Origin of the sequence: Leifsonia sp. 466MF (genome assembly GCF_900100265.1) — a bacterium.
Lineage (GTDB): Bacteria > Actinomycetota > Actinomycetes > Actinomycetales > Microbacteriaceae > Leifsonia.
This window is the reverse complement of sequence record NZ_LT629696.1, coordinates 2,453,633-2,476,360: the sequence shown is the minus strand read 5'-3', so window position 1 is coordinate 2,476,360 and position 22,728 is coordinate 2,453,633. Positions and strand designations below refer to the sequence as shown.

General features: G+C 70.7%; 23 protein-coding genes and 1 tRNA gene. 12 read left to right on the top strand and 12 right to left on the bottom strand.

The annotated features are described in order from the left end of the window. Positions 1-4: 4 nt before the first annotated feature. The 7 genes from BLR91_RS11835 to BLR91_RS11805 all read right to left on the bottom strand — a co-directional run bounded on the left by BLR91_RS11835 (position 5) and on the right by BLR91_RS11805 (position 7,434). Positions 5-721, bottom strand: coding sequence for a protein-L-isoaspartate(D-aspartate) O-methyltransferase (locus tag BLR91_RS11835; RefSeq protein WP_269457365.1), 717 nt, complete (start codon positions 719-721; stop codon positions 5-7). Continuing rightward, entirely contained in the window at positions 675-1,679 is a 1,005-nt protein-coding gene (locus tag BLR91_RS11830) for an N-acetylglucosamine kinase (RefSeq protein ID WP_089875168.1), read from the bottom strand. Before BLR91_RS11830 ends, BLR91_RS11835 begins: the two co-directional genes overlap by 47 nt. After that, positions 1,676-2,947, bottom strand: coding sequence for a 6-phospho-beta-glucosidase (locus tag BLR91_RS11825; protein ID WP_089875170.1), 1,272 nt, complete (start codon positions 2,945-2,947; stop codon positions 1,676-1,678). Before BLR91_RS11825 ends, BLR91_RS11830 begins: the two co-directional genes overlap by 4 nt. 4 nt (positions 2,948-2,951) lie before the next feature. Further along, positions 2,952-3,863, bottom strand: a complete 912-nt coding sequence (locus BLR91_RS11820; RefSeq protein WP_018190310.1) for a carbohydrate ABC transporter permease — start codon at positions 3,861-3,863, stop codon at positions 2,952-2,954. After that, the gene (locus tag BLR91_RS11815) at positions 3,860-4,843 is read right to left on the bottom strand and encodes a carbohydrate ABC transporter permease (protein ID WP_089875171.1); all 984 of its coding nucleotides are present in this window, start codon (positions 4,841-4,843) and stop codon (positions 3,860-3,862) included. The genes BLR91_RS11820 and BLR91_RS11815 overlap by 4 nt, the downstream gene beginning before the upstream one ends. A gap of 10 nt (positions 4,844-4,853) precedes the next feature. Continuing rightward, complete coding sequence (locus tag BLR91_RS11810) at positions 4,854-6,185, bottom strand: ABC transporter substrate-binding protein (protein WP_018190312.1); 1,332 nt, start codon at positions 6,183-6,185, stop codon at positions 4,854-4,856. 97 nt (positions 6,186-6,282) lie between these two features. Then, positions 6,283-7,434 (bottom strand): ROK family transcriptional regulator, encoded by a 1,152-nt coding sequence (locus BLR91_RS11805; protein WP_089875173.1) that lies wholly within the window; start codon positions 7,432-7,434, stop codon positions 6,283-6,285. Between the two features lie 159 nt (positions 7,435-7,593). On the opposite strand from BLR91_RS11805, the gene BLR91_RS11800 reads away from it, so the two are divergent. Further along, the gene (locus BLR91_RS11800; protein ID WP_089875174.1) at positions 7,594-8,151 is read left to right on the top strand and encodes a COG4315 family predicted lipoprotein; all 558 of its coding nucleotides are present in this window, start codon (positions 7,594-7,596) and stop codon (positions 8,149-8,151) included. A gap of 18 nt (positions 8,152-8,169) precedes the next feature. Here BLR91_RS11800 and BLR91_RS11795 read toward each other — a convergent pair whose 3' ends face one another. Beyond that, positions 8,170-9,165 carry an SDR family oxidoreductase gene (locus BLR91_RS11795; RefSeq protein ID WP_018190315.1) on the bottom strand — a complete coding sequence of 332 codons (996 nt, stop codon included), beginning with the start codon at positions 9,163-9,165 and terminating at the stop codon, positions 8,170-8,172. 157 nt (positions 9,166-9,322) lie between these two features. Here BLR91_RS11795 and BLR91_RS11790 point away from each other — a divergent pair, with 157 nt between their 5' ends. Both BLR91_RS11790 and BLR91_RS11785 read left to right on the top strand, forming a co-directional pair. Further along, complete coding sequence (locus tag BLR91_RS11790; RefSeq protein ID WP_089875176.1) at positions 9,323-10,570, top strand: mechanosensitive ion channel family protein; 1,248 nt, start codon at positions 9,323-9,325, stop codon at positions 10,568-10,570. Further along, on the top strand, positions 10,567-10,995 hold the full coding sequence (locus BLR91_RS11785) for a hypothetical protein (RefSeq protein WP_089875178.1): 429 nt from the start codon (positions 10,567-10,569) through the stop codon (positions 10,993-10,995). Before BLR91_RS11790 ends, BLR91_RS11785 begins: the two co-directional genes overlap by 4 nt. A gap of 1 nt (position 10,996) precedes the next feature. On the opposite strand, the gene BLR91_RS11780 is transcribed toward BLR91_RS11785, so the two are convergent. Beyond that, positions 10,997-11,722 (bottom strand): alpha/beta fold hydrolase, encoded by a 726-nt coding sequence (locus BLR91_RS11780; protein WP_089875180.1) that lies wholly within the window; start codon positions 11,720-11,722, stop codon positions 10,997-10,999. A 208-nt stretch (positions 11,723-11,930) separates the two neighbouring features. Between BLR91_RS11780 and msrB the strand changes: the two genes are divergently transcribed. The 4 genes from msrB (at position 11,931) to BLR91_RS11760 (ending at position 14,650) form a co-directional block, all read left to right on the top strand. Then, complete coding sequence (gene msrB / locus BLR91_RS11775) at positions 11,931-12,377, top strand: peptide-methionine (R)-S-oxide reductase MsrB (RefSeq protein WP_018190319.1); 447 nt, start codon at positions 11,931-11,933, stop codon at positions 12,375-12,377. Positions 12,378-12,388: 11 nt separating this feature from the next. Continuing rightward, entirely contained in the window at positions 12,389-12,898 is a 510-nt protein-coding gene (gene msrA, locus BLR91_RS11770) for a peptide-methionine (S)-S-oxide reductase MsrA (RefSeq protein WP_089875181.1), read from the top strand. Positions 12,899-12,980: 82 nt separating this feature from the next. Further along, positions 12,981-13,841, top strand: coding sequence for an ABC transporter ATP-binding protein (locus tag BLR91_RS11765; RefSeq protein WP_089875183.1), 861 nt, complete (start codon positions 12,981-12,983; stop codon positions 13,839-13,841). Next, entirely contained in the window at positions 13,838-14,650 is an 813-nt protein-coding gene (locus BLR91_RS11760) for an ABC transporter permease (RefSeq protein ID WP_089875185.1), read from the top strand. Before BLR91_RS11765 ends, BLR91_RS11760 begins: the two co-directional genes overlap by 4 nt. Before the next feature lie 29 nt (positions 14,651-14,679). Here BLR91_RS11760 and rlmC read toward each other — a convergent pair whose 3' ends face one another. Then, positions 14,680-15,804: a 23S rRNA (uracil(747)-C(5))-methyltransferase RlmC gene (gene rlmC / locus BLR91_RS11755; RefSeq protein ID WP_089875186.1), complete on the bottom strand. Its 1,125-nt coding sequence runs from the start codon at positions 15,802-15,804 to the stop codon at positions 14,680-14,682. Positions 15,805-15,916: 112 nt separating this feature from the next. Here rlmC and BLR91_RS11750 point away from each other — a divergent pair, with 112 nt between their 5' ends. Genes BLR91_RS11750 through BLR91_RS11735 form a run of 4 tightly spaced genes read left to right on the top strand, consistent with a single transcriptional unit; the run spans position 15,917 to position 20,079 of the window. After that, the gene (locus tag BLR91_RS11750) at positions 15,917-16,702 is read left to right on the top strand and encodes a DeoR/GlpR family DNA-binding transcription regulator (protein WP_231918894.1); all 786 of its coding nucleotides are present in this window, start codon (positions 15,917-15,919) and stop codon (positions 16,700-16,702) included. Then, entirely contained in the window at positions 16,699-17,649 is a 951-nt protein-coding gene (locus tag BLR91_RS11745) for a hexose kinase (RefSeq protein WP_172823208.1), read from the top strand. Before BLR91_RS11750 ends, BLR91_RS11745 begins: the two co-directional genes overlap by 4 nt. Positions 17,650-17,690: 41 nt before the next feature. Then, a complete protein-coding gene (locus BLR91_RS11740; protein WP_089875192.1) occupies positions 17,691-19,778 on the top strand; it encodes a PTS fructose transporter subunit IIABC in 2,088 nt (695 codons plus the stop codon). A 31-nt stretch (positions 19,779-19,809) separates the two neighbouring features. Next, positions 19,810-20,079 (top strand): HPr family phosphocarrier protein, encoded by a 270-nt coding sequence (locus tag BLR91_RS11735; RefSeq protein ID WP_089875194.1) that lies wholly within the window; start codon positions 19,810-19,812, stop codon positions 20,077-20,079. 28 nt (positions 20,080-20,107) lie between these two features. Here BLR91_RS11735 and BLR91_RS11730 read toward each other — a convergent pair. Beyond that, a tRNA-Arg gene (locus BLR91_RS11730) sits at positions 20,108-20,183 on the bottom strand. A gap of 86 nt (positions 20,184-20,269) precedes the next feature. Beyond that, positions 20,270-20,884, bottom strand: coding sequence for a hypothetical protein (locus BLR91_RS11725; protein WP_018190328.1), 615 nt, complete (start codon positions 20,882-20,884; stop codon positions 20,270-20,272). A 141-nt stretch (positions 20,885-21,025) separates the two neighbouring features. On the opposite strand from BLR91_RS11725, the gene argS reads away from it, so the two are divergent. After that, positions 21,026-22,714: an arginine--tRNA ligase gene (gene argS / locus BLR91_RS11720; RefSeq protein ID WP_020075233.1), complete on the top strand. Its 1,689-nt coding sequence runs from the start codon at positions 21,026-21,028 to the stop codon at positions 22,712-22,714. Positions 22,715-22,728 lie beyond the last annotated feature (14 nt).

Below are 22,728 nucleotides of genomic sequence, written 5' to 3'. Positions count from 1 at the left end.
GTGCTCAGTCCCGGGGCGGCCGCACCGGCCAGCCCTGCTCACCCAGCAGGGGCACGAACGCCACACCGCCGAGGTTCGTCTCGTGCAGCGACCCGTCGTCGCCGCGCGTGAACGCGGCCAGGTGCTGCGCGCCTCCCGGCCGCCCGACCGGCATGACCACGCGTCCGCCCGGCGCGAGCTGCGCCCGCCAGGCGCCGGGAACGGCTGGACCTGTCGCGGCCGCCAGGATCACGTCGTACGGAGCGCCGGACGGCCAGCCCAGCGTGCCGTCGCCGGTCACCACCTCCACCCGGTAGCCGAGTGCGTCCAGCGTCGCCGCGGCCCCCACCGCCAGCCCAGGATGCCGCTCGATGCTGACCACGCGATGCGCGAGCAGAGAGGCGACGGCTGCCGCGTATCCCGAGCCGGTGCCCACATCGAGCACGACGTCCTCCGGGCCGATCCGCGCCGCCTGCAGCATCAGCGCGACGATGTACGGCTGCGAGATCGTCTGGCCATCGCCGATGGGCATCGGATGGTCCTCGTACGCGTAGGGCTCGGCCGACGGCTCCACGAACAGGTGCCGGGGCACACGTCGCATCGCATCGAGGACGCGCTGGTCCTCGATCCCGCGCGGGACGAGCTGCTGCTCGACCATCCGCGCCCGCTCCGAGTCGTGATCGTGGTCCGTGCGGCTATTGAACCACCGCGGCGGGTCGCTCCTCCAGAGTGCGTCGGGCAGCGTCCAGCGCGGCCGGGTCTGCTCCGGCCGACTCCAGTGCCAGGAGGGCGGCGCCGAGGATGGGCGCGGCGGTGACGAGCTCCATGCGCGCTGCCGGCGCCCGCTCGGCGAGCAGCCGCTCGATGGTGCCGAGCAGCCGCTCGTCGCGCCCGCCGATCACGCCGCCGCCGAGGACGACGGGGACCGGCCGGTCGAGCAGGTCGAGTCGGCGCAGCGTCGTCACCGCGAAGGTGGCGATCTCTTCCGCCTGCTCGTCGATCAGCGCCGCCGCTATGGCGTCCCCGGCGCGCGCGCTCGCGAACACGGTCGGTGCGAGCAGCGCGAGGTCGCGGTTCGGGAGGCGGCCGAAGTGCAGCGCTTCGATGACCGCCTGGACGCTGTCCAGCCCGAACGCCGCGGGGACCGCCCTGGCGAGCTCCGTCGCCGGACCGCGGCCGTCGACCGCGCGTGCCGCGTGCCAGAGCGCACGCTCTCCGAGGTGCCAGCCGCCGCCCCAGTCGCCCGAGATGGTCCCGAGCGACGGGTAGCGGACGACGGCGCCGTCGGCGCGGACGCCGACGCAGTTGATGCCCGTGCCGCAGACCACGGCGACCGCGTCCGGCTCGTCGGTTCCCGCTCGGAGCAGGGCGAACAGGTCGTTGTCGACCGTCGCCGCCGCCCACGGCGTCCCCGCGATGCTCGCCCGGAAGTCGTCGATCTCGGTGGGCAGGTCGAGTCCCGAGAGGTACAGGTTGGCAGCGGCGATCGGACGCGGGCCGGTCTGCTCCAGCAGGCGGCCGATCAGTGCCGAGACGAGATCGGCCGAGCCGCGCATCCCGATCAGGTGCGGGCTGGAGGTGGTGCCCCTCGCCTCGGCGACGACCGTGCCGTCGAGCTCCAGCGCCACCGCGTCCGTCTTCGATCCGCCGCCGTCGACGGCGATCACGAGCGGCGCGATGGGCGCGTTGTCGTCGGTCACTTGGCCCACTCCAGGTGGTCGCGGTTGTGAGCGATCAGTAGGTCGGTCAGTCGCTCGGCCCGATCGTACTGACCGACGAGGGGATGCGCGAGCATGGCCCGCAGCACGCGGTCGCGTCCACCGTGCACCGCGGCGTCGAGCGCGAGCCGCTCGTAGCCTGCGACGTGGGAGATCAGCCCGGCGTGATCGGCGGGCAGAGGGTCGATCGGGAGGGCGGTGACGCCCCGCGCATCCACTGTCGCCGACACTTCGATCACATGGTCGTCGGGGAGGAACGGCAGCGCTCCGTCGTTGCGCAGGTTCACGACCTGCACGTCGCCGCGGTCGCCGGTGAGCGAGGCGATCAGGTCGACCGCCGCCTCCGAGTAGAACGCGCCGCCGCGCTGCGAGAGCTGCTCGGGCTTGGTGTCGACCGCCGGGTCGCCGTACAGCTCCAGCAGCTCGCGCTCGACGCGCTGCACGGCCTCGGCGCGGGTGGGGGAGTCGAGCTGCTCGCGGAGGACCTCGTCGTGGGCGTAGTAGTAGCGCAGGTAGTAGCTGGGCACGTCGCCGAGCAGCCGGATCAGGGACGCGGGGAGCTCGACCTCCTCGGCGAGCTGCTCCAGCCGGGTGCCGAGCAACTCGGGAAGGGCGTCGCGCGTGCCGGAGTCGTCGGTGACGAGGGCGGAGCGCTCCCACGTCAGGTGGTTCAGCCCGACGTGGCCGAGCTGAACCTGTGCCGGGGCGACGCCGAGCATCCCGGCGAACCGCCGCTGGAAGCCGATGGCGACGTTGCAGAGCCCGACTGCGTGGTGGCCCTCCTGGAGAAGCGCGCGCGTCACGATGCCGACGGGGTTGGTGAAGTCGACGATCCAGGCGCCCGGCTTTGCGTGCGTGCGGACCGCGTCGGCCACGCGCAGCACGACCGGCACCGTCCGCAGCGCCTTGGCGAAGCCGCCGGGGCCGGTCGTCTCCTGACCGATGCAGCCGCACTCGTGCGGCCAGGTCTCGTCGCCGTGGCGCGCCGCCTGACCGCCGACCCGCAGCTGGATGAGGACGACGTCCGCGTCCGAGACGCCCGCGACCAGGTCCGAGGTGGGCACGACGCGACCCGGGTGGCCGGCCGCGCGGAACATCCGCTGGCTCATCCCGCCGACCAGGCGCAGGCGCTCCGGATCGGGGTCGACCAGCCAGAGCTCCTCGATCGGGAGCAGGTCGCGCAGCCGCGCGAACCCGTCGATGAGCTCGGGGGTGTAGGTGGAGCCGCCTCCGACGACCGTCAGTTTCACGTGTTTATCCCTTCACGCCGGTGAGTGTGATGCCCTCCACGAAGACGCGTTGGGCGAAGAAGAAGATGAGGACGACCGGGACGGTGACGAGCATCGTCATGGCCATGGTGAGCCCCCAGTCGGTGCCGTGGACGCCGCGGAACGACGCCAGGCCGTAGGCGACCGGCCACGCGGCCGGGTTCTCGGAGGTGTAGAGGAGCGGCCCGTAGTAGTCGTTCCAGGAGGCGAAGAACAGGAAGATCGCGGTGGCCGCGATCCCCGGCTTCGCCATCGGGAGCACCACCCGCCAGAGCACCCCGAACTCGCCGTTGCCGTCGATCCGCGCCGCGTCGGCGTACTCGCTCGGGATGGTGAGGAAGAACTGCCGGAGCAGGAAGATCGAGAACGCATCGCCGAGCAGGTTCGGCAGGATGAGCGGCCACAGCGTCCCGGTGAGTCCCAGTTGCGACCACATCACGTAGATCGGGATGGCCGTCACCTGGGGCGGCAGCAGCATGGCGATGATGATCACGGTGAACAGCACGCCGGAGCCACGGAACCGGATCTTGGCGAGCGCGTACGCGGCCGGAACGCTCGAGAGCAGCATGAAGGCCGTCGCGAGCACAGCGTACATCGCGGAGTTGGCGAACCACTGCGCGAGCGGCACCGTCGTGAACACCTTGACGTAGTTGTCCCAGTGGAACGGCTGCGGCCAGAGCGATGCGGTCAGGGTCTGCTCGCTCGACATCAGCGAGGTGAGGAACACGAAGATCACCGGCGCGATGAACAGCACCGCGAGCACGACGAGCACCGCGTGCTCGGCGATCCAGCTCAGGATGCGCCGGGCGCGGGCGGACCGCGGGGTCGGGATGCGCCGGGGCGGCAGGGCGGGACGGTCCGTCGTCGCCGTGCCGGGGGTGAGGGTTGCCGAGGTCATTGCGCGCCTTCCGGGGTGAACGCCTTGAAGCGGTGGAGCAGCAGGACGAGGATGACCGCGGCCACCACGAACAGCAGCACCGCGAGGGCGGAGGCGTAGCCGAGCTGGTAGGTGCCGAAGCCGCGCACATACAGCCACTGCGTGTACGTGAGGAGCGAGCCGTCCGGGTAGCCGAGATTGGAGCTGATGCCCTGCCCGACCACGGCCTTGCCCGACGCCACCGAGGAGGCCACGGCCGCCTCGGTGAAGTACTGGATGGCCGCGATGACGCCGGTCACGACGGCGAAGAGCAGCACGGGGGCGATCGACGGCATGGTCACGTAGCGCACCTTCTGCACGCCGTTGGCGCCGTCGAGCGACGCCGCCTCGTACTGCTCGCGGGGCACATCCAGCAGGGCGGCGAGGAAGATGATCATCACGTCGCCCATGACCCAGATTCCGAGCAGCACGAGGGAGGGCTTCGACCAGGCCGGGTCGTTGAACCACAGCGGTCCCTGGATGCCGAAGAAGCCGAGGATGTGGTTCACCGGTCCGGTGCCCGGGTTGAACAGGAAGACGAACGCGACGACGCTCGCGACCGGCGGCACTAGGGCGGGCAGGTAGAACACCGTCCGCCAGAAGCCGGATGCGCGGCGCGCCCGGGCGAGGAGCCCGGCGACGATCAGCGCGAACGCCGTCTTGACCGGCACCCAGATCACGACGAACCACAGCGTGTTGAGCGTCGCCAGCCAGACGTTCGGGTCCTGCGTGAACAGGTACTGGTAGTTGCGCAGGCCGATCCACTGCGGCGGCGACACCAGGTCGAACCGCGTGAACGAGTAGTAGACGGAGGCGATCAGCGGGTAGACGAAGAAGATCAGCAGCCCGAGGAGGGCCGGCGCGAGCAGCGCCAGCGTCACCAGGGAGCGCTTGCGGCGGGCCGGGGAGCGGCGCGTGGGGCGGGCGGTGGCCCGCCCCACGCGTTCTGCGGTCGCGGTCATGGCGTCCGGCTCACGGTCCGGTGCTCAGCGCGAGCGCGTCGTTGATCTGCTTGTCGACCGACTTCAGTCCGGCGTCGAGGTCGCCGCCCTGGCTCTGATACTTGTTCCACCAGTCCTGGAGCGACTGCTGGTAGCCGGGGCCGAGCGGGCTCGGCGGCGTGGTCTGGACGTTCTTGTTCGACGCGATGTCGAGGAACGTCTTGAACTGTTCCGAGACCTCCAGCTTCGGCGAGGCGAGCGCGTCCTTCGTCGTCGGCACGTTCTTGAGGCCGTTGGCGAGCTTCACGACGGCGTCCGTGTCGGTGGTCAGGTAGCGCAGCAGCGCCCAGGCGAGCTCGGGCTGCTTCGACCCCTTGGAGATGCCGATGATGTTGCCGGTGATGTAGCCGCCGCCGTACAGCTGCGTCTGGTCATCGGCGGTCGGGAAGGGCGCGGTGCCGTAGTGGAGGTCCTTCGCCTGGTCGTCGATGAACGCCGTGCGGTACTCACCGTCGAGGTTCATCGCGACCTGCCCGGTCTGGAACGCGTTGTCGGCCGAGAACTCCTGACCGAGCCCGGAGGTGAAGGCGTTGAGCTTGTCCCAGCCGATGGTGTCGACGAACTTCTTCTGCCAGGTCATCAGCTCCTTCCAGCCCTCGCTGGAGCCGACCGCACTGGTGCCGTCGGACTTCAGCCACTTCGCGTCGGCGGCGGGACCGACGTGGGCGGCCGAGTTCTCGTACCAGCCCATGGTCGGATTGAAGCCGAGGGTCTTGATGGAGCCGTCCGGGTTGAAGGTCGTCAGCTTCTCGGCCATCGACTCCAGCTCGCTGAGCGTCTTCGGCGGCGCGGTGTAGCCGGCCGCCTTCAGCAGGTCGGTGTTGTAGTAGAGGCCGTAGACGTCGGCGAGCATCGGCATCGCGCAGCGGGTGCCCTTGAACTCGGTGTACGACTTCACGGTGTCGGAGAACTGGCTCATGTCGACGCCGTCGCGCTCGATCACTTTGTTGAGGCTGCGGAAGGCGCCGTTCGAGCAGAAGTTCCCGACGATGTCGGTGGAGTACGAGAGGCCCACGTCGACCTTGCTGCCGGTGGCGATGGCCTTCTGGAGCTTCTCGTCGTCCTGGCCGGAGTGGACGTCGACCTTGATCTTCGGGTACTTCTTCTCGAAGTCGTCGACGACGGACTGGATGACCTTCGCCTCGCGGTCGGAGAAGAAGTGCCAGAACGACACGGTGCCGCTGAGGTCCTTCGGGGTGCTGGCGGCGAAGTCGGTGCCGCCTCCGCCGCCGGAGCAGCCGGAGAGGGCGAGCGCGGCGGCGGCGGTGACCGCTGCCGCGGCGATGAGATGGCGGTGTTTCACGGGTGGCTCCCTCACTGTCGGTGGGTGCAGGTGTGGTGGTGCGGGATGTGGGTGGATGGGGTGGTGCGGGTGGATGCGGTGGTGCGGTCGCGGGTCGCTACGGTGCGATCCGCGACACTTCGGCGAAGAGCGCGTCGCGCACCTCGCCGATGAGGTGCTCCCTGGCTCCGCGGAGCACCGGGTGGGCGTCGACGCCGGTCGCGACGACGCTGCGTTCGCCCCAGGCGGGGCGGAGTTCGGAGGTGACGAGTTCGGCGAGCCGGTCGCCGCCCGCCGAGCCGGTGGGGCCGCCCAGCACGACCAGCTCCGGGTCGAGGAGGGCGAGGACGGGGACGACGCCGACGGCGACCCGGCTGGCCAGCTCGCCGAGGAACGCCTCGCGTGCGTGCGGGTCGCCGGCGAAGGCGCCGTCGCTGGAGACCCCGTGGCGGGCCGCGAGCCGGGCGACCGCCGGGCCTCCGATGAGGTCCTGCAGGTCGCCTGCCTCGGGGTCGAGCTCGGCGGCGGAGCGGGGGATGGGCAGATAGCCGATCTCGCCGGCGCCCCCGGACGCGCCGCGGTGGACGCTGCCGCCCTGGTCGACCGATAGCCCGAGGCCGTCGCCCATCCAGAGCAGCGCGAAGCCGCCCGTGTCGCGCCCGGCGCCGTCCGTGCGCTCGGCGAGCGCGGCCAGGTTCACGTCGTTGTCGATGCGCACCTCGATGCCGAGGGCGTCGCGCAGCCGCCGGCCGATGCCCTGCTTGGGCCAGCCGGGGAGCGTCTCGATGTAGGTCAGTTCGTCGGTGCGCGGGTCGAGTGCTCCCTGCACGCCGATGCAGACGGAGCGCACCTGCTGCGGATCGGCGCCCGCTACTGCGCAGGCCGCGTCGATCGCCGCGCGCACATCCTCTTCGGGGGAACGTCCGGCGAGGGGCGTGACGGCGATGGGCTGCTCGGAGCCGGAGGCGTCGACGACGGTCGAGTGCAGGGCCTCGGCGTCGATGTCGATGGCCACGGCGAGCATCCGGTCGGTCCGCACCGCGTAGCTGGCGGCGTTCGGACCGCGGCCGCCGGAGACCTCCCCGACGACGTGGATGAGCCCCGCCGTCTCGAGCCGCGCGACCATCTGCGCGGCGGTCGGCTTGGAGAGCCCGGAGAGCTCGCCGATGCGGTTGCGGGTGAGGACGCCGTGCTGCAGCAGCAACGACAGGGCGGTGCGATCGTTGGTCTCGCGCAGCCACCCGGGGGTGCCCCGAACCGGTCCGGTCATCCTCATCCCTTCGTCGGAACGATGCTCTCGCGGAAATGTATCAGGAAAGTTTCTTTATAGTAAAGCTCCTGTTTCCGAATAGGCGCCTGATGGTCCTCTCCGGAAGTGAACCATCCGCCCTTCGGGCAGCGTGCCATGGGTGGAAGGGAGCATCCGCTCATGAGAAACATCACCTCACCCACGCGCTTCGCGGCACTGGCGGCCGGAGCCGCCGCCGTCCTCCTGGCGCTCGCCGCCTGCTCGACCACGGGAGGCGGGGGATACTCGGCGCCCGCCTCGTCCAGTCCGTCGACGTCCACGTCGTCCGGCGCCTCTGCGTCCGGCGCGACCGCCCTGAAGACCGGCTCGACCACGCTCGGCACCGTGGTCGTCGACGGGAAAGGCCTCACCGCCTACGTCTTCGACAAGGACACCGCCGGTTCCGGGATGAGCGTCTGCTCCGGGCAGTGCGCCACCCAGTGGCCGGCCATCGAGGCCGGGAGCGACCACCCGACCGTGCAGGGGGTCACCGGCACCGTCGGAACGATCACCGGCGTCGACGGCAAGAAGCAGGTCACCCTCGATGGGCACCCGCTGTACACCTACGCCGGCGACTCCTCGGCCGGCGACGTCACCGGCCAGGGCTTCGGCGGCATCTGGTGGGTCGTCGCACCGGACGGCACGAAGATCACCTCCTCGTCGTCCACGCCGACCTCCGGCAGCGGCTACACCAAGTGACGCAGCGCGCCCGCGTGCTCAGCCGAGCGCGCGGGCGTGCTCCACGAGGCGGTCGAACGCCGCATCCAGGTCGGGGTCGACACGCTGCCGCTCCTGGTCGGCGAGGTACCACTCCACGATCTCCCCGGCGCCGCGGGCGAACGGCACCCGCGCACGGAACCCGGGAACCATCGCCTTGATCTTGCTGTTGTCGAAGTGCATCGAGTGGGCCTTGTCGCCGAGGAGGCCGGGGCCGACCTCGGGGATCACGGCGGCGATCGACTCGCTCGACACGTGCACGAGTTCGGCCTCGACGCCGAGCGCCTCCGCCAGGTAGCAGTAGATCTGATCCCACGTCGGGGCCTCGTCGCCGGTGATGTGGAAGGCGTCTCCGACGGCCTCCGGGCGGCCGAGCAGTCCGACGAACCCCACCGCGAAGTCGGTGTTGTGCGTGATCGTCCACCGGCTCGTCCCGTCGCCGTGCACGACGACGGGGGCGCCCCGGCGCATCCGCTCGAGGTCGGTCCAGTGACCGGACGTCGGGATCATCGTGCGGTCGTAGGTGTGCGACGGCCGCACGATCGTGACGGGGAAGCCGCGGTCGCGGTACGCCTCCATCAGCGCATCCTCACAGGCGATCTTGTCGCGCGAATACTGCCAGAACGGGTTGCGCAGCGCGGTGGACTCGGTCACCGGCACGCGCGACGGCGGCTTCTGGTAGGCGGAGGCGGAACTGATGAAGACGTACTGCCCGACCCGGCCCTCGAACAGGTCGAAGTCGGTCGTGATGTGCTCGGGCGTGAAGGCGAGGAACTCGGCGGCGACATCGAAGCTGCGCTCGCCCAGCGCGCGGTGCACGCTCTCCGGGTCGCGGATGTCGGCGTGCAGCACCTCGACGCCATCGGGGAGGGGACGGGTCGAGCTGTTCCCGCGGTTCACCACCGTGACCTCGTGGCCCTGCTCGAGGGCCTCCGCCACGCACGCCGAGCTGATGACGCCCGTCCCGCCGATGAAGAGTGTCCGTGTCGCTGCCATTCCCGCTCCTTTACGCGTCCTGCGTCGCCGATCGGCGGACGTCGCCCCGAATGGCCAGGCTAGTCCGCTGGCCCCGCGCTTGCGAGGGCGGGTCGACCCTCCGGCGGTGCGCGCGTACACTCCTTCGCGAATTCGACCCCGAGGAGTCCTCCCACCCGTGTTCCCCCTCCACAGCTGGCCCGGCCTCGCCGTCGCCTGCCTCCTGGCCGTCGTCGTCGCGGTCGCCGTCACGGCCATCCTGGCGGTGGTGCTGCGTCTGATCGGCCGGAGGAGACAGTGGCCCGAGCTGCTGATCCGCCACGTCCGCGTGCCTTTCCGGCTGTTCCTCGTCGTGATCGTGCTGTGGATCGCGGTGGCCGTCAGCATGCCGCCGGAGGTCACGGCGGCCTGGCGGAGCGGCATCAATCACACGTTCCTCATCCTGAGCATCGCCACCGGCGTCTGGTTCGTCGCCGCCTTCGTCGTCTTCGTGGAGGACCTCGGGCTCGCGCGCTACCGGCTCGACGTGCCGGACAACCGCTACGCGCGGCGCGTGCGCACCCAGGTGCTCATCCTGCGGCGGCTCACCATCGTGGCGGCGGTCGTCATCGGCCTGGGAGCTGTGCTGCTGACGTTCCCCGCGCTGCAGGCGGCGGGCGCGAGCCTGCTGGCCTCCGCAGGCGTCATCGGGATCATCGCCGGTGTGGCCGCCCAGTCGAGCCTCGCGAACCTGTTCGCCGGCATCCAGCTCGCGTTCTCCGACGCCATCCGCATCGACGATGTCGTCGTGGTGGAGCAGCAGTGGGGCACCATCGAGGAGATCACGCTCACCTACGTCGTCGTGCACGTCTGGGACGACCGCCGACTCGTGCTCCCATCCACCTACTTCACGACGAAGCCGTTCGAGAACTGGACGCGGCAGCACAGCGAGCTGCTCGGCTCGATCGAGTTCGACCTCGACTGGCGGGTGTCGACCGGCGGGATGCGCGCGGAGCTCAACCGCATCCTCGCCACCACGGATCTATGGGACCACCGCACCGGCATCCTCCAGGTCACCGACGCCATCGGAGGCTGGGTGCGCGTTCGGGTGCTCGTCACCGCGAAGGACGCACCGACGCTGTTCGACCTGCGCTGCCTCGTCCGCGAGCGGCTGATCGACTGGATGCAGCGGTACTCTCCCACGTCGCTCCCGCGACAGCGGGTGGAGCTCGTCGAGCCGCCGGAACCGCGCGACCGGCCGGCGCGCGCCCGCAGCGAGGAGGAGGGCCGCCTGTTCAGCGGCAGCCCCGAGAACGAGCAGCGCGCGCAGCAGTTCACCGACGCCATCCCGATCATCCGGGACAGCGACGGCGACCTCGACGCCGACGCCGACCGCACCGCCGCGGCCGCCGAGGCGGCGAGCCCGAGAGACGAGGAGAACCGATGACCGACGGACCCGACGAACCCCACACGCGACCCGGCGGCCTGGACGACGCGACGGTGGATGCGCTCGGCAGCCTCAGCGAGGCGCTCGAGGTGGTCGAGCACGCGCGCGGACTCCTCTACGGTTTCCACCGCCTGACCGGGAAGGCCGATTTCACGCTCGGCGAGGCCGTGGAGAAGCTGCGCGACGCAGGCCACGCCGACCTCGCCGACCGCATCGAGCGCGAGCTGCTCGGCCGGAACGTCATCGAGGGACGGTGGACGTTCCAGATCGTCGAGGACTACGACGATGGCTACTACGCCCTGTTCCGCGACCTCGAGCGCGAGGCGCGGGACCGGCTCGCCGGGGGCCGCCGCCACCTCTACGAGGCGGAGCTCAAGGAGCAGCGGCGCACCCACGGCGAACCGGGCCACGAGGCCCGCCCGTGACTCAGGAGAGGGACTCGGCCGCCGCGACGATCGTGCCTGTCACGACATCCGGGGCGGCCAGCATCGACACGTGCCCTGCGGCCGTCTCCACGATCGTCGCCTGCGCGCGCTCGGACATCCGCCGCTGGAGCGCTGGAGGGATGATGCGGTCCTCGGTGCCGACGACGGACCAGACGGGGAGGCTCTGCCACGCGGCAGGGCCGGCCGCGATGACGTTGGCGGCGAGCGCGATCGGCCGCTGACCGGCGGCGATCAGGTCCTGGTCGGTCTCGGAGAGGTCCTGGGCGAAGAAATCGCGGACCGTCGATGCCTTCAGGTACGCGTCCGCATCGCCTTCCGGCGCCCCGGGGTAGCCGACGATGTCGAGCACCGTCGTCGGGTCGGGGACGTCGAGGGCGGAGCCGGAGCCGGCGAGCAGACCGACGACGTTCTCTCCCTCGTCGGGGATGAACGCATCCACGTAGACGAGGGCCCGCACATCGCCGCCGCCGAGCCCGGCGCCGCTGACGACGGCGCCGCCGTACGAGTGCCCGGCGAGAACGACCGGCCCCTCGGTGTGCTGCGCGAGGAAGGCGGCGACGTAGGCGGCATCCCCGGTCACTCCGCGGAGCAGGTTCGGCGGGGCGTACACGGTGAATCCCCGCGCGCGGAGATCCGAGATGACGGGGTTCCAGCTGGAGGCGTCCGCCCAGGCGCCGTGGACGAGGACGATGGTGGGATTCGGCATGGATGTTCCTTCGCTCTGTGCTGTGAACGGGTGGGTGACGCTCTCGGAACGCCGCCAGGCTAGGGGGCGGCTTCGGCGCGCGTCTACCCCTTTCCGTTCGGCTTTCGCGCACTCGGCGAACTCACAGGATCAGCGGGACCATCCCGGAGTGCTCGGGTGTTCCATCTACTGACGGCGCCGCAGCCAGCGCGCCGCACGAGGAGGAAACGTGACACAGGACTACCGCAAGGACCCGGAGGCCCTCGCCCAGCTGACGCCGCGCCAGTACGCGGTCACGCAGGAGGCCGCCACCGAGCCCGCCTTCCGCAACGAGTTCTGGAACAACCACGAGGAGGGGCTGTACGTCGACATCGTGTCGGGGGAGCCGCTGTTCGCGTCCGTGAACAAGTACGACAGTCGCTCGGGATGGCCGAGCTTCACCGTTCCGGTGGAGCCCGCGAACATCGTCGAGAAGGTGGACCGCACCTACGGGATGGTGCGAACCGAGGTCCGCTCGGCCCACGGCGACAGCCACCTGGGTCACCTGTTCGACGACGGGCCCGCCGAGGCAGGCGGCCTGCGCTACTGCATCAACTCCGCCGCCCTCCGCTTCGTCCCGCTCTCCGAGCTCGACGCGGCCGGCTACGGCGACTACACGAAGCTCTTCGAGAAGTAAGGACACAGAAAATGACTGAGAAGGCCATCCTCGCCGGCGGATGTTTCTGGGGCATGCAGGATCTCATCCGCAAGCTCCCCGGCGTCACCAGCACCCGCGTCGGCTACACCGGGGGCGACGTCCCCAACGCCACCTACCGCAACCACGGATCCCACGCCGAGGCGATCGAGATCGAGTACGACCCCGAGCGGACCACCTACCGCGACCTGCTCGAGTTCTTCTTCCAGATCCACGACCCGTCGACGAAGAACCGCCAGGGTAACGACGTCGGCACCAGCTACCGTTCCGCGATCTTCTACGAGAACGACGAGCAGCGCCGCGTCGCCGAGGACACCATCGCCGACGTGGACGCGTCGGGGCTGTGGCCCGGAAAGGTCGTCACCGAGGTGACCGCCGCCGGTCCCTTCTGGGAGGCCGAGCCGGAGCACCAGGACTACCTGGAGCGCATCCCGTGGGGCTACACCTGCCACTTCGTGCGCCCGGGCTGGAAGCTGCCGAAGCGCGAGACCGCGGCGAGCTGAGCGATCCGAGCTATCCGAGCGATCTGAGCGACACCACCGGCCGGTGGACACACGTCCACCGGCCGGTTGCCATACTGAGGCCGTGAGCAGCGACAGCGCGGTGACGGTCCGGGAGCTTCGGAAGTCCTACGGATCGTTCGACGCCGTGCGGGGGATCGACTTCGACATCCACGCGGGGGAGACGTTCGCCCTGCTCGGCCCGAACGGCGCCGGTAAGAGTACGACGATCGAGATCCTCGAGGGATACCGTGACCGGTCGTCGGGCGACGTGTCCGTCCTCGGTGTCGATCCGGCCAAAGGCGGGACGAAGTGGAAAGCACGACTCGGAATCGTCCTCCAGACCGGGGCGGAGGCGACGAACGTCACCGTCCGCGAACAGCTCACCCACTTCGCACGGTTCTACCCGACGCCGCGCGACGTCGACGAGGTGATGGCGGCGGTCGGGCTCTCCGACAAGGCCAAGGCGCGCGTCCGCAGCCTGTCCGGCGGCCAGCGCAGGCGGCTCGACGTGGCGCTCGGCGTCATCGGCCGGCCCGAGCTGCTGTTCCTCGACGAGCCCACCACCGGTTTCGACCCCGAGGCGCGGCACCAGTTCTGGGAGCTGATCCGTTCGCTGAAACGCGAGGGGACCACCATCCTGCTCACCACGCACTACCTCGACGAGGCCGCCCAGCTGAGCGACCGCGCGGCCGTGATCGCCGAGGGACGGCTCGTCGACATGGGCGCCATCCACCAGCTCGGGGGAGCGGCGGCCCGCGTCCCGATCGTGCGCTGGCGTGACGCGGACGGCATCCCGCGCTCCGAACGCACCGACACGCCCGCGGCCGTCGTCGCACGGCTGACCGCGGAGACCGGCGGCGAGCCCTCCGACCTCGAGGTCATCCGGCCGAGCCTGGAAGATGTGTACCTCGACCTCGTCCAGCGGGCGGGAGCGGAGTCGTGAGCGCCCTCGGCCTGGGGATCGAGCGGGCCAGGTACGAGACGATCACCTACTTCCGCCAGCCGGACACGATCTTCTTCACCTTCCTGTTCCCGGTCGTGATGCTCGGCATCTTCTCCGTCGCGTTCCAGGGGATGGGGGACGTCGGAGCGGCGCCGGACGGCACGGGAGGGATCAGCCAGGCCGCCTACTACCTGCCCGCCATGATCGCGGCGGGCATCCTGCTCTCCGGCGTCCAGAACCTGGCCGTCGACATCGCGGGGGAGAAGAGCGACGGCACCCTGAAGCGCCTCGGCGGCACCCCGCTGCCGGTGATCTCGTACTTCATCGGGAAGATGGGCCAGGTGCTCGCGACGAGCGTGCTGCAGATCGGCCTGCTGCTCGTGGTCGCCCGGTTCGCGTTCGACGTCGCGCTCCCGACCGAAGCCGAGCTCTGGGTACGCTTCGCGTGGATCTACCTGCTCGGCATAGTGACATCCGCCGTGCTCGGGATCGCGCTGTCCTCCATTCCGCGCACCGGTCGGAGTGCAACGGCCGTCATCATCCCGATCGTCCTGATCCTGCAGTTCATCTCCGGCGTCTACATCCCCTTCAACGTGCTGCCGACGTGGCTGCAGAACGTGGCCAGCGTGTTCCCGCTGAAGTGGATCGCCGAGGGGATGCGCAGCGTCTTCCTGCCGCCGGACTTCGAGGCGCGGGAGCCGGGAGGCAGCTGGCAGCTCGCCGGGATCGCGATCGTGCTCTCGGTCTGGCTGGTCGTCGGTCTGCTGGCGAGCCGGATCACGTTCCGCTGGATCCGGAAGGACACCTGAGCGGAAGGACGCCTGAGCGGACGCGTCGCTCAGCGGCGCTCGAGCAGCACCGCCACCTCCATGTGTCCGGTCTGCGGGAACATGTCGAGCACCCGGCCGGCCCGGACCCGGTACGACGGCATCCGTGCGAGGTCGTGTGCGAGGCTCTTCGGGTTGCAGCTGGAGTACACGACGCTGCCGACTCCGGATCCCTCGAGCCACCCGGCGAGCTCTGCTCCGATCCCGCGGCGCGGCGGATTCACGATCACGAGCTCCGGCGCCGCCGCTGCGGACACGGCGAACGCCGTCGCGTCACCGGCACGGAACGCCACCTGCGGCAGTCCGGCGGCGGCCGCCGTCGCCCGGGCACTGCGCACGGCCTCCCGGCTGGTCTCGACGCCGACCACCCGGCGTCCGGGAGCAGCGACATGCAGGGCGAACCCGCCGACGCCGCAGTACAGGTCCCACACCGAGGCCGGGCCGATCTCGTCGACCCAGGCGGCGACCTGCCCGTAGAGGGCGGTGGCCACGTCGGTGTTGGTCTGGAAGAAGCTCTGCGGCCGGAGGCGCAGCGACACGGGTCCGAGACGCATCGTGAGGGTGGACTCCCGGGTGAGCACGACCTCCGTGTCGCCCTCCACCACCGCCTTGTGCTCGGGCTGCACGTTCACCGTGACGACGCGGGCGTTCGGCAGGTCGCCCAGCAGCCGGCCGAGGCCGGCGCGGACGCGCGCGACCGTCTGCCCCGAGCGGGCGACGAAGCGCACCATGAGCTCGTGGTCCGGCGACTCGGTGACGAGCACGTACTTCAGCTCGCCGCGGCGCTCGGGGACGCGGTACGGCTCCAGCCGCTGCCGCGTGATGAACCCCGCGAGCACGGGCAGCGCAGCGCGGATGCCGGGGGAGCAGATGCCGCATTCGCGCAGGTCGACGCCGCGGCCGGCTTCGTCGAGGATGCCGATGGTCGGCCGCTCCACGGTGCCGCCGATCACCATCTTGGCCTTGTTGCGGTATCCCGCTTCTGCGCTCGCGACCGGCGCGAGCCAGGTGGCGTCGCCGAAGGGGGCGAGCAGCTCACGGGCCAGGCGGTCCTTGCCGTCGAGCTGCTCCGCGTACGGGACGCCCATCAGCGTGCACGAGCGGCATACGCCGGCGTCGAAGTAGGAGCAGTCCATCGGAGTGTCGATTCTACGGGCCGCCCGAGGACGGCAACAGAAAACCACATCTGCATGTTGTTTTCTCTGTGAACGTGTTGTAACGTGTGGGAAACCAACGGAGGGACACCGCGTGTACGCAATGGAGCGCCAGGGGCTGATCGAGCGGATGCTGCTCGACGACGGCCGCGTCGCCGTCGTCGACCTCGCCCAGCGATTCGGGGTCACGACCGAGACCGTGCGCCGCGACCTGGACGCGCTCGAGCAGTCCGGTGCGCTCCGGCGGGTGCACGGCGGAGCCGTCGCGATCGACCGCGTCAGCACCTCCGAGGTCTCCGTCTCAGAGCGCACAGCGCTGCGGGCGGACACCAAGCAGCGCATCGCCGCGCGGGCGCTGGACATCCTCGGAGACGGCTTCCGCGGCTCCCTCTACCTCGACGCGGGCACGACCACCGCCGCCGTCGCCGAACTCCTGCCCGACCGGCTGTCCGGCACACGCGGCGAGGCCGAGGTCGTGACCCACTCGCTGGCCGTCGCGCCGGCGCTGGCCGGAACCGAGCGCGTGTCGCTGACCGTGATCGGCGGGCGCATCCGCGGGGTCACCGCCGCCGCGGTCGGCGCCGGGACCGTTCGGTCCATCCACTCGCTGCGCCCGGACATCGTGTTCGTCGGCGCCAACGGCGTCTCGGCCGGCTTCGGCCTGAGCACGCCGGACCCGGAGGAGGCCGCCGTGAAGGAGGCCATCGTCCGCGCTGCGCGCCGTGTCGTCGTCGTCGCCGACTCCAGCAAGTTCCAGCAGGAGTCGCTCGTCGCCTTCGCGCCGCTCGACGCCATCGACCTGCTCGTGACGGATGTCGCGCCGGAGGGCGCCCTGGCCGAGGCGCTGGCCGCGGCGGATGTCGAGGTGTGGTCCGCATGATCGTCACGCTCACCGCCAACCCGTCGCTCGACCGCTCCGTCACGCTCGGCGCCCCGCTGCTGCCCGGCGAGGTCCAGAGTGCGGTCGGGGCGCGGGAGGATGCGGGCGGCAAGGGCATCAATGTCGCCCGGGTGATCGCCGCCGCTGCCGTCCCAGCTCTCGCCGTCCTGCCGCTCGCCGCGGACGACCCGTTCGGGGTCGCGCTGCAGTCGGCCGGTGTGCGCACGCGTCCCGTCCCCATCCACGGCCACGCCCGCGCGAACCTCACCATCACCGACCCGGCCGGCATCACGACCAAGCTCAACCTGCCGGGCACGATCCTCGAGCGCGCGGAGAGCGCGGCACTCGTCGCGGCCGTCGTCGACGCGTGCGCGGGCGCACGCTGGCTCGTCCTGGCCGGATCACTCCCGCCCGGTGCGGGGGACGACTTCTACGTGACCGTGATCCGGGCGGTCCGTGACCGGTGGCGGGACGATGCACCGAAGATCGCGGTCGATACGTCGGGCGACGCCCTGCGTGCCGCCGTCTTCGACGCGCAACCGGACCTGATCAAGCCGAACGAGCAGGAGCTCGCCGAGCTGACGGGCACGGGCCGGCCGGATCCGGACGGGCTGGTCGACGCGGTCCTCGCCGCAGCGGGCCCCCTCGTCCCGGAGACCGTCGGCGCGGCGCTGATCACGCTCGGCGCGGAGGGTTCCGTCCTCGTCACCGCCGACGGCGCGTTCGTCGCCGAGGCGCCGCGCATCCGGGTGCGGAGCACGGTCGGAGCGGGCGACAGCGCCCTCGCGGGCTACCTGCTGGCCGACCTCGCCGACGCCGCCCCCGCGGAACGGCTCGTCAACGCGGTCCGTTACGGTTCGGCCGCCGCATCCCTGCCGGGCACCCAGGCCCCGCGCCCCCTCGACCTGCCGCCGGGCGACATCCGCGTCGCCGCGCTGCATCCCTGAACCCCATCCACCTGTCACCCCGAACCACCCTGGAGGACACCGTGTCATCGAAGACCATCATCCCCGAACTCGTCGAGCTCGACGTGGGCCGCGCGGACAAGAGCGAGGTGATCCGCGAGCTCGCCGCGCACGTCGTCGCGCAGGGGAGGGCGACGGACGCCGACGCCCTCTACGAGGACGCCTGGGCTCGTGAACAGAAGGACGAGACCGGGCTACCGGGCGGCATCGCGATCCCGCACGCGAAGAGCGCGGCCGTGACCGTGCCGTCCCTGGCGTTCGCCCGGCTGAAGCCCGGCGTCGACTTCGGCGCCTCCGACGGCCCGGCCGACCTCGTCTTTCTCATCGCCGCCCCCGCCGACGCGGCGGAGACGCACCTCGCGGTGCTCTCGAAGCTCGCTCGCAGCCTGATGCTGGAGGAGTTCACCGCCGGCCTCCGTGCCGCGAAGACGCCGCAGGATGTCGTCGCGCTCGTCGACGAGGCGATCGGCGAGGGGGAGGCCACTGTTGCGGCGCCCGCCGCCGCGCCGCAGACGGCCCGCCCGGATGCCGCCGTCGCCGACGGCCTCCTCATCGACGGCCGCCCGGCCCGGATCGTCGCCGTCACCTCCTGCGCGACCGGCATCGCCCACACGTTCATGGCCGCCGACGCGCTCACCGCGGCCGGCAAGAAGTCCGGTGTCGACCTGGTCGTCGAGCCGCAGGGTTCGAGCGGCTACCAGGCGCTCCCGCAGAGTGTGATCGATGCCGCCGACGCGGTCATCTTCGCCAACGACGTGGATGTGCGCGAAGAGGCGCGCTTCGCCGGCAAGCCGGTCGTCCGCTCGGGGGTCAAGCGCGGCATCGAGCAGCCCGCGGCACTCGTCGCGGAGGCGGTCGCCGTCGCGAAGGACCCGAACGGTGCCCGCGTCCAGGCCGGTGCCAACACGACGTCCGGGGCATCGTCCGCGCCGTCCCAGAACGTGTCGTGGGGCCGCAACCTCCAGCGCATCCTGCTCACGGGCGTCAGCTACATGATCCCGTTCGTCGCGGGCGGCGGGCTGCTCGTCGCGATCAGCTTCCTGCCCTTCCTCGGCGGGTACGGCATCGCGCTGGCGCACGGCGATTCCGGCGTGAACAACGCCGTGTACACGCTGCAGCACTTCGCGATCTGGAACCTCCCGCCGGAGGGGCTCGGCTACTACCTCGGCGCGATCGCGTTCGAGATCGGCAGCGTGAGCCTGGGCTTCCTGGTGCCCGCGCTGGCGGGATACATCGCCTTCGCCATCGCCGACCGGCCGGGTATCGCTCCCGGTTTCGTCGCCGGCGCCATCGCGGTCTTCATGAACGCCGGATTCCTCGGCGGCCTGGTCGGCGGTCTGCTCGCCGGATTCGCGGCGTGGCTGATCGGGCGTCCCACCGTCCCGCGGTGGCTGCGCGGCCTGATGCCGGTGGTGATCATCCCGCTCGGGGCGTCCATCATCGCGTCCGGGTTGATGCTGCTCATCCTCGGTGCCCCGATCGCCTGGCTGATGACCCAGCTGAACGGCTTCCTCAACGGTCTGAGCGGCGGCGCTGCGATCGTGCTCGGCATCATCCTCGGACTGATGATGTGCTTCGACCTCGGCGGCCCGGTCAACAAGGTCGCCTACGCGTTCGCCGTCGCCGGCCTGGCGCAGCAGACGGACGCCAGCTTCCAGGTCATGGCCGCCGTCATGATCGCCGGAATGGTGCCCCCGCTGGGCATGGCCCTCGCCTCCACGGTCCTGTACCGGCGCGGCTTCACCGAGGTGGAGCGCGAGAACGGCGCGGCCGCCTGGCTGCTGGGCGCCTCGTTCATCTCCGAGGGCGCCATCCCGTTCGCCGCGGCGGACCCGCTCCGCGTCATCCCCGCGAACCTCGTCGGGGGAGCGGTCGCCGGCGGCCTCGCGATGGCCTTCGCCGTCGAGTCGCGCGCCCCGCACGGCGGCGTTTTCGTCTTCTTCGCGATCGACCCGCTGTGGGGCTTCCTACTGGCTCTCGTCGCCGGAACGGTCACCACCGCCCTGATCGTGACGGCTCTGAAGCGGTTCACCGCTCCCGGCCGCAGGGTCGAGTCGGCGCCGGCCGACACCACCGCCGAGCAGCCGGTCCGGGAGACCGTGGCCGCGTAACCATCCGACACTCAGAACGAGGACACATCCCATGACCGAACGTCACGCCACCATCGCCAGTTCCTCGGGACTCCATGCCCGACCCGCCAAACTGTTCGTCCAGTCGGTGCAGGAGAAGGCCATCCCGGTCACGATCGCCGTCGGCGACGGACCCGAGCTGGATGCGCGCAGCATCCTCTCGCTCATGGGCCTCGCCGCAAGCAAGGGGACGGTCGTCACCCTGCGCTCGGACACACCGGGCGCGGAGGGAGCCCTCGACGAGCTCGTGGAGCTGCTCGAGACGGACTTGGACGCCGTCTAGGAACGGGCTCGATCCCGAAGGAGTCGCATGGTGCCCCCAGTAGGATTTGAACCTACGGCCTTCTGCTCCGGAGGCAGACGCTCTATCCCCTGAGCTATGGGGGCCAGGGTGTTCTCCAGGCTAGCATCCCGTCGGCCGCCGCCGCGAAATCGGCGGGGCCGGCGGGTGTTCGCTGAGAACGGGTGCCCGGTCAGGACGCGGGGATGTTCGCCAGCACGTTCTGCATCAGCGGTGCCGCGTCGCCCGGCTCGAAGAACGCGCCCGACTCGGACACGATCCAGTACGGGCCGCGGAAGATCTGCACCTGGCCGCTGCTGCCGGCCTTGAAGTAGCCCTCGATCTCCGGCGGGACGCCATAGGTCGGCACCGGCTTGGCGTCGGTGATCGCCACGTTCTTCAGGTTCTCCATGGCGTCCGACGGGGGCTTCGCGACCGCGATCTGCACGACGTCGCCGCTGGTCTGGTTCTTCCAGGCGCACGAGACGCCCTGCCAGTCGACGATCTTCTTCTCCAGGGTGCCGTCCTTGGGCGCATAGTCCGGATCCGGGCCGTAATTCGGGTTGAACGCGTAGAGCTGGTCCGCGGTGAGCACCTGATCGCAGGTGATGCCGACGGGCGTCGGGGGAGCGGTCGGCGTCACCACCGGAACGGGCGTCGCCGTCGGCGTCTTGGTGGCCGACGCGGACGCGGTCGGCGTCTTCGACGGCGTAGGCGTCGGTGTGCAGCCGGCGAGCGCCGCGGATGCGAGGAGGCCTGCCGCGACGGTCGCGGTCAGAAGGGCGAAACGGCGGGTGGATGAAGGCATTCGGCTTTTCGTCTCTCTGTTCGGCACGCCGTGCGGGAGCGCGCGTCGCGATGACCCTATCAATTCGCGCGCCGCGAACCCGACGGCCCGCCGTGCCCCGCCGACGCCGTGCCCTGCGGCCGCCCGGTAGAATCGATCCTCATGACTCCCGCTGACCTCTCCGCCGCCCTCCTCGACATCGTGACGACGGTGGTCGAGCAGCGACGAGCGGCCGGCGCGGACATCCCCGAGCTCGCTCTCACGGTCGACGACGTGCCGCTGGAGCGCCCGAAGAACCGCGACCACGGCGACTGGGCGTCGAACGTGGCGATGCGTCTCGCGAAGAAGGTCGGGGCGAACCCGCGCGAGCTCGCCGAGCAGATCGCCGCGGCCGCCGCCGGCATCGACGGTGTGGCGTCCGCCGAGGTCGCCGGTCCCGGCTTCATCAACTTCCGCCTGGAGGCCGCGGCCGCCGGGCAGCTGGCCAAGACCATCGTCGAGTCCGGCGACGCGTACGGTCGCGGCGACGTCTACGACGGCCTGACCGTGAACCTGGAGTTCGTCTCGGCCAACCCGACCGGCCCCGTCCACATGGGCGGCGCGCGCTGGGCGGCCGTCGGCGACAGCCTGGCCCGCATCCTGCAGGCCGAGGGCGCCGACGTGACCCGCGAGTACTACTTCAACGACCACGGTTCGCAGATCGACCGGTTCGCGCGCAGCCTGCTCGCCGCCTACCTGGGCGAGCCGACGCCGGAGGACGGCTACGGCGGCGGCTACATCGGCGAGATCGCCGAGCGTGTTGTGCAGGGATTCGACGGCGACCTCGCCGCCCTTCCGCGCGAGCAGCAGCAGGAGGTGTTCCGCTCGGCGGGCACCCAATTGATGTTCCAGGAGATCAAGGACCGCCTGCACTCGTTCGGCGTGGACTTCGACGTCTACTTCCACGAAGACTCCCTGCACGAGTCCGGTGCGGTCGACCGTGCCATCGCACGACTGCGCGAGCAGGGCCACATCTTCGAGGCCGACGGCGCCATCTGGCTGCGCACCACGACGTTCGGCGATGACCGCGATCGCGTGATCATCCGCTCCAACGGCGAGCCCGCCTACATCTCCGGCGACCTCGGCTACTACCTCGACAAGCGCGAGCGCGGCTTCGAGCAGAACATCATCATGCTGGGCGCCGACCACCACGGCTACATCGGCCGCATGATGGCCATGGTCGAGGCGTTCGGCGACAAGCCGAACGAGAACCTGCAGATCCTCATCGGCCAGATGGTCAACCTGGTGAAGGACGGCGAGCCCGTCCGCATGTCCAAGCGCGCGGGCACCATCGTGACGCTCGACGACCTGGTGGATGCGGTGGGCGTCGACGCCGCACGCTACGCCCTGGTGCGCTCGTCGACCGACTCGCAGCTCGACATCGACCTCGACCTGCTGACCAAGCGCAGCAACGAGAACCCCGTCTACTACGTGCAGTACGCCCACGCGCGCACCCGCTCGGTGGCGGCGAACGCCGAGAAGGCGGGAGTCGACCACAGCGCCTTCGCGCCGGAGCTGCTCACGCACGAGACCGAGTCGGCGCTGCTGGGCGGTCTGCAGGAGTTCCCGCGCGTGGTCGCCCAGGCGGCCGAGCTGCGCGAGCCGCACCGCGTCGCCCGCTACATCGAGGAGCTCGCCGGCCTCTACCACGCCTGGTACGCCGTCCGCGACGGCTCGACGCGCGTGCTGCCGCACGGCGAGGAGCCGGTGACCGACCTGCACCGCACCCGCCTCTGGCTGAACGACGCGACCGGCCAGGTGATCCGCAACGGCCTCGGCCTGCTCGGGGTCTCCGCGCCGGACCGCATGTAGCGAACGGATGACGA

Excerpts from the sequence above, each read along its gene's own strand:
- BLR91_RS11805 (WP_089875173.1), bottom strand. The coding sequence starts at position 7,434 with ATGACCGGACCGGTTCGGGGCACCCCCGGGTGGCTGCGCGAGACCAAC.
- BLR91_RS11795 (WP_018190315.1), bottom strand. The coding sequence starts at position 9,165 with ATGGCAGCGACACGGACACTCTTCATCGGCGGGACGGGCGTCATCAGC.
- BLR91_RS11800 (WP_089875174.1), top strand. The coding sequence starts at position 7,594 with ATGAGAAACATCACCTCACCCACGCGCTTCGCGGCACTGGCGGCCGGA.
- BLR91_RS11815 (WP_089875171.1), bottom strand. The coding sequence starts at position 4,843 with ATGACCGCGACCGCAGAACGCGTGGGGCGGGCCACCGCCCGCCCCACG.
- BLR91_RS11735 (WP_089875194.1), top strand. The coding sequence starts at position 19,810 with ATGACCGAACGTCACGCCACCATCGCCAGTTCCTCGGGACTCCATGCC.
- argS (WP_020075233.1), top strand. The coding sequence starts at position 21,026 with ATGACTCCCGCTGACCTCTCCGCCGCCCTCCTCGACATCGTGACGACG.
- BLR91_RS11725 (WP_018190328.1), bottom strand. The coding sequence starts at position 20,884 with ATGCCTTCATCCACCCGCCGTTTCGCCCTTCTGACCGCGACCGTCGCG.
- msrA (WP_089875181.1), top strand. The coding sequence starts at position 12,389 with ATGACTGAGAAGGCCATCCTCGCCGGCGGATGTTTCTGGGGCATGCAG.
- BLR91_RS11785 (WP_089875178.1), top strand. The coding sequence starts at position 10,567 with ATGACCGACGGACCCGACGAACCCCACACGCGACCCGGCGGCCTGGAC.
- BLR91_RS11780 (WP_089875180.1), bottom strand. The coding sequence starts at position 11,722 with ATGCCGAATCCCACCATCGTCCTCGTCCACGGCGCCTGGGCGGACGCC.
- BLR91_RS11745 (WP_172823208.1), top strand. The coding sequence starts at position 16,699 with ATGATCGTCACGCTCACCGCCAACCCGTCGCTCGACCGCTCCGTCACG.
- BLR91_RS11820 (WP_018190310.1), bottom strand. The coding sequence starts at position 3,863 with ATGACCTCGGCAACCCTCACCCCCGGCACGGCGACGACGGACCGTCCC.
- rlmC (WP_089875186.1), bottom strand. The coding sequence starts at position 15,804 with ATGGACTGCTCCTACTTCGACGCCGGCGTATGCCGCTCGTGCACGCTG.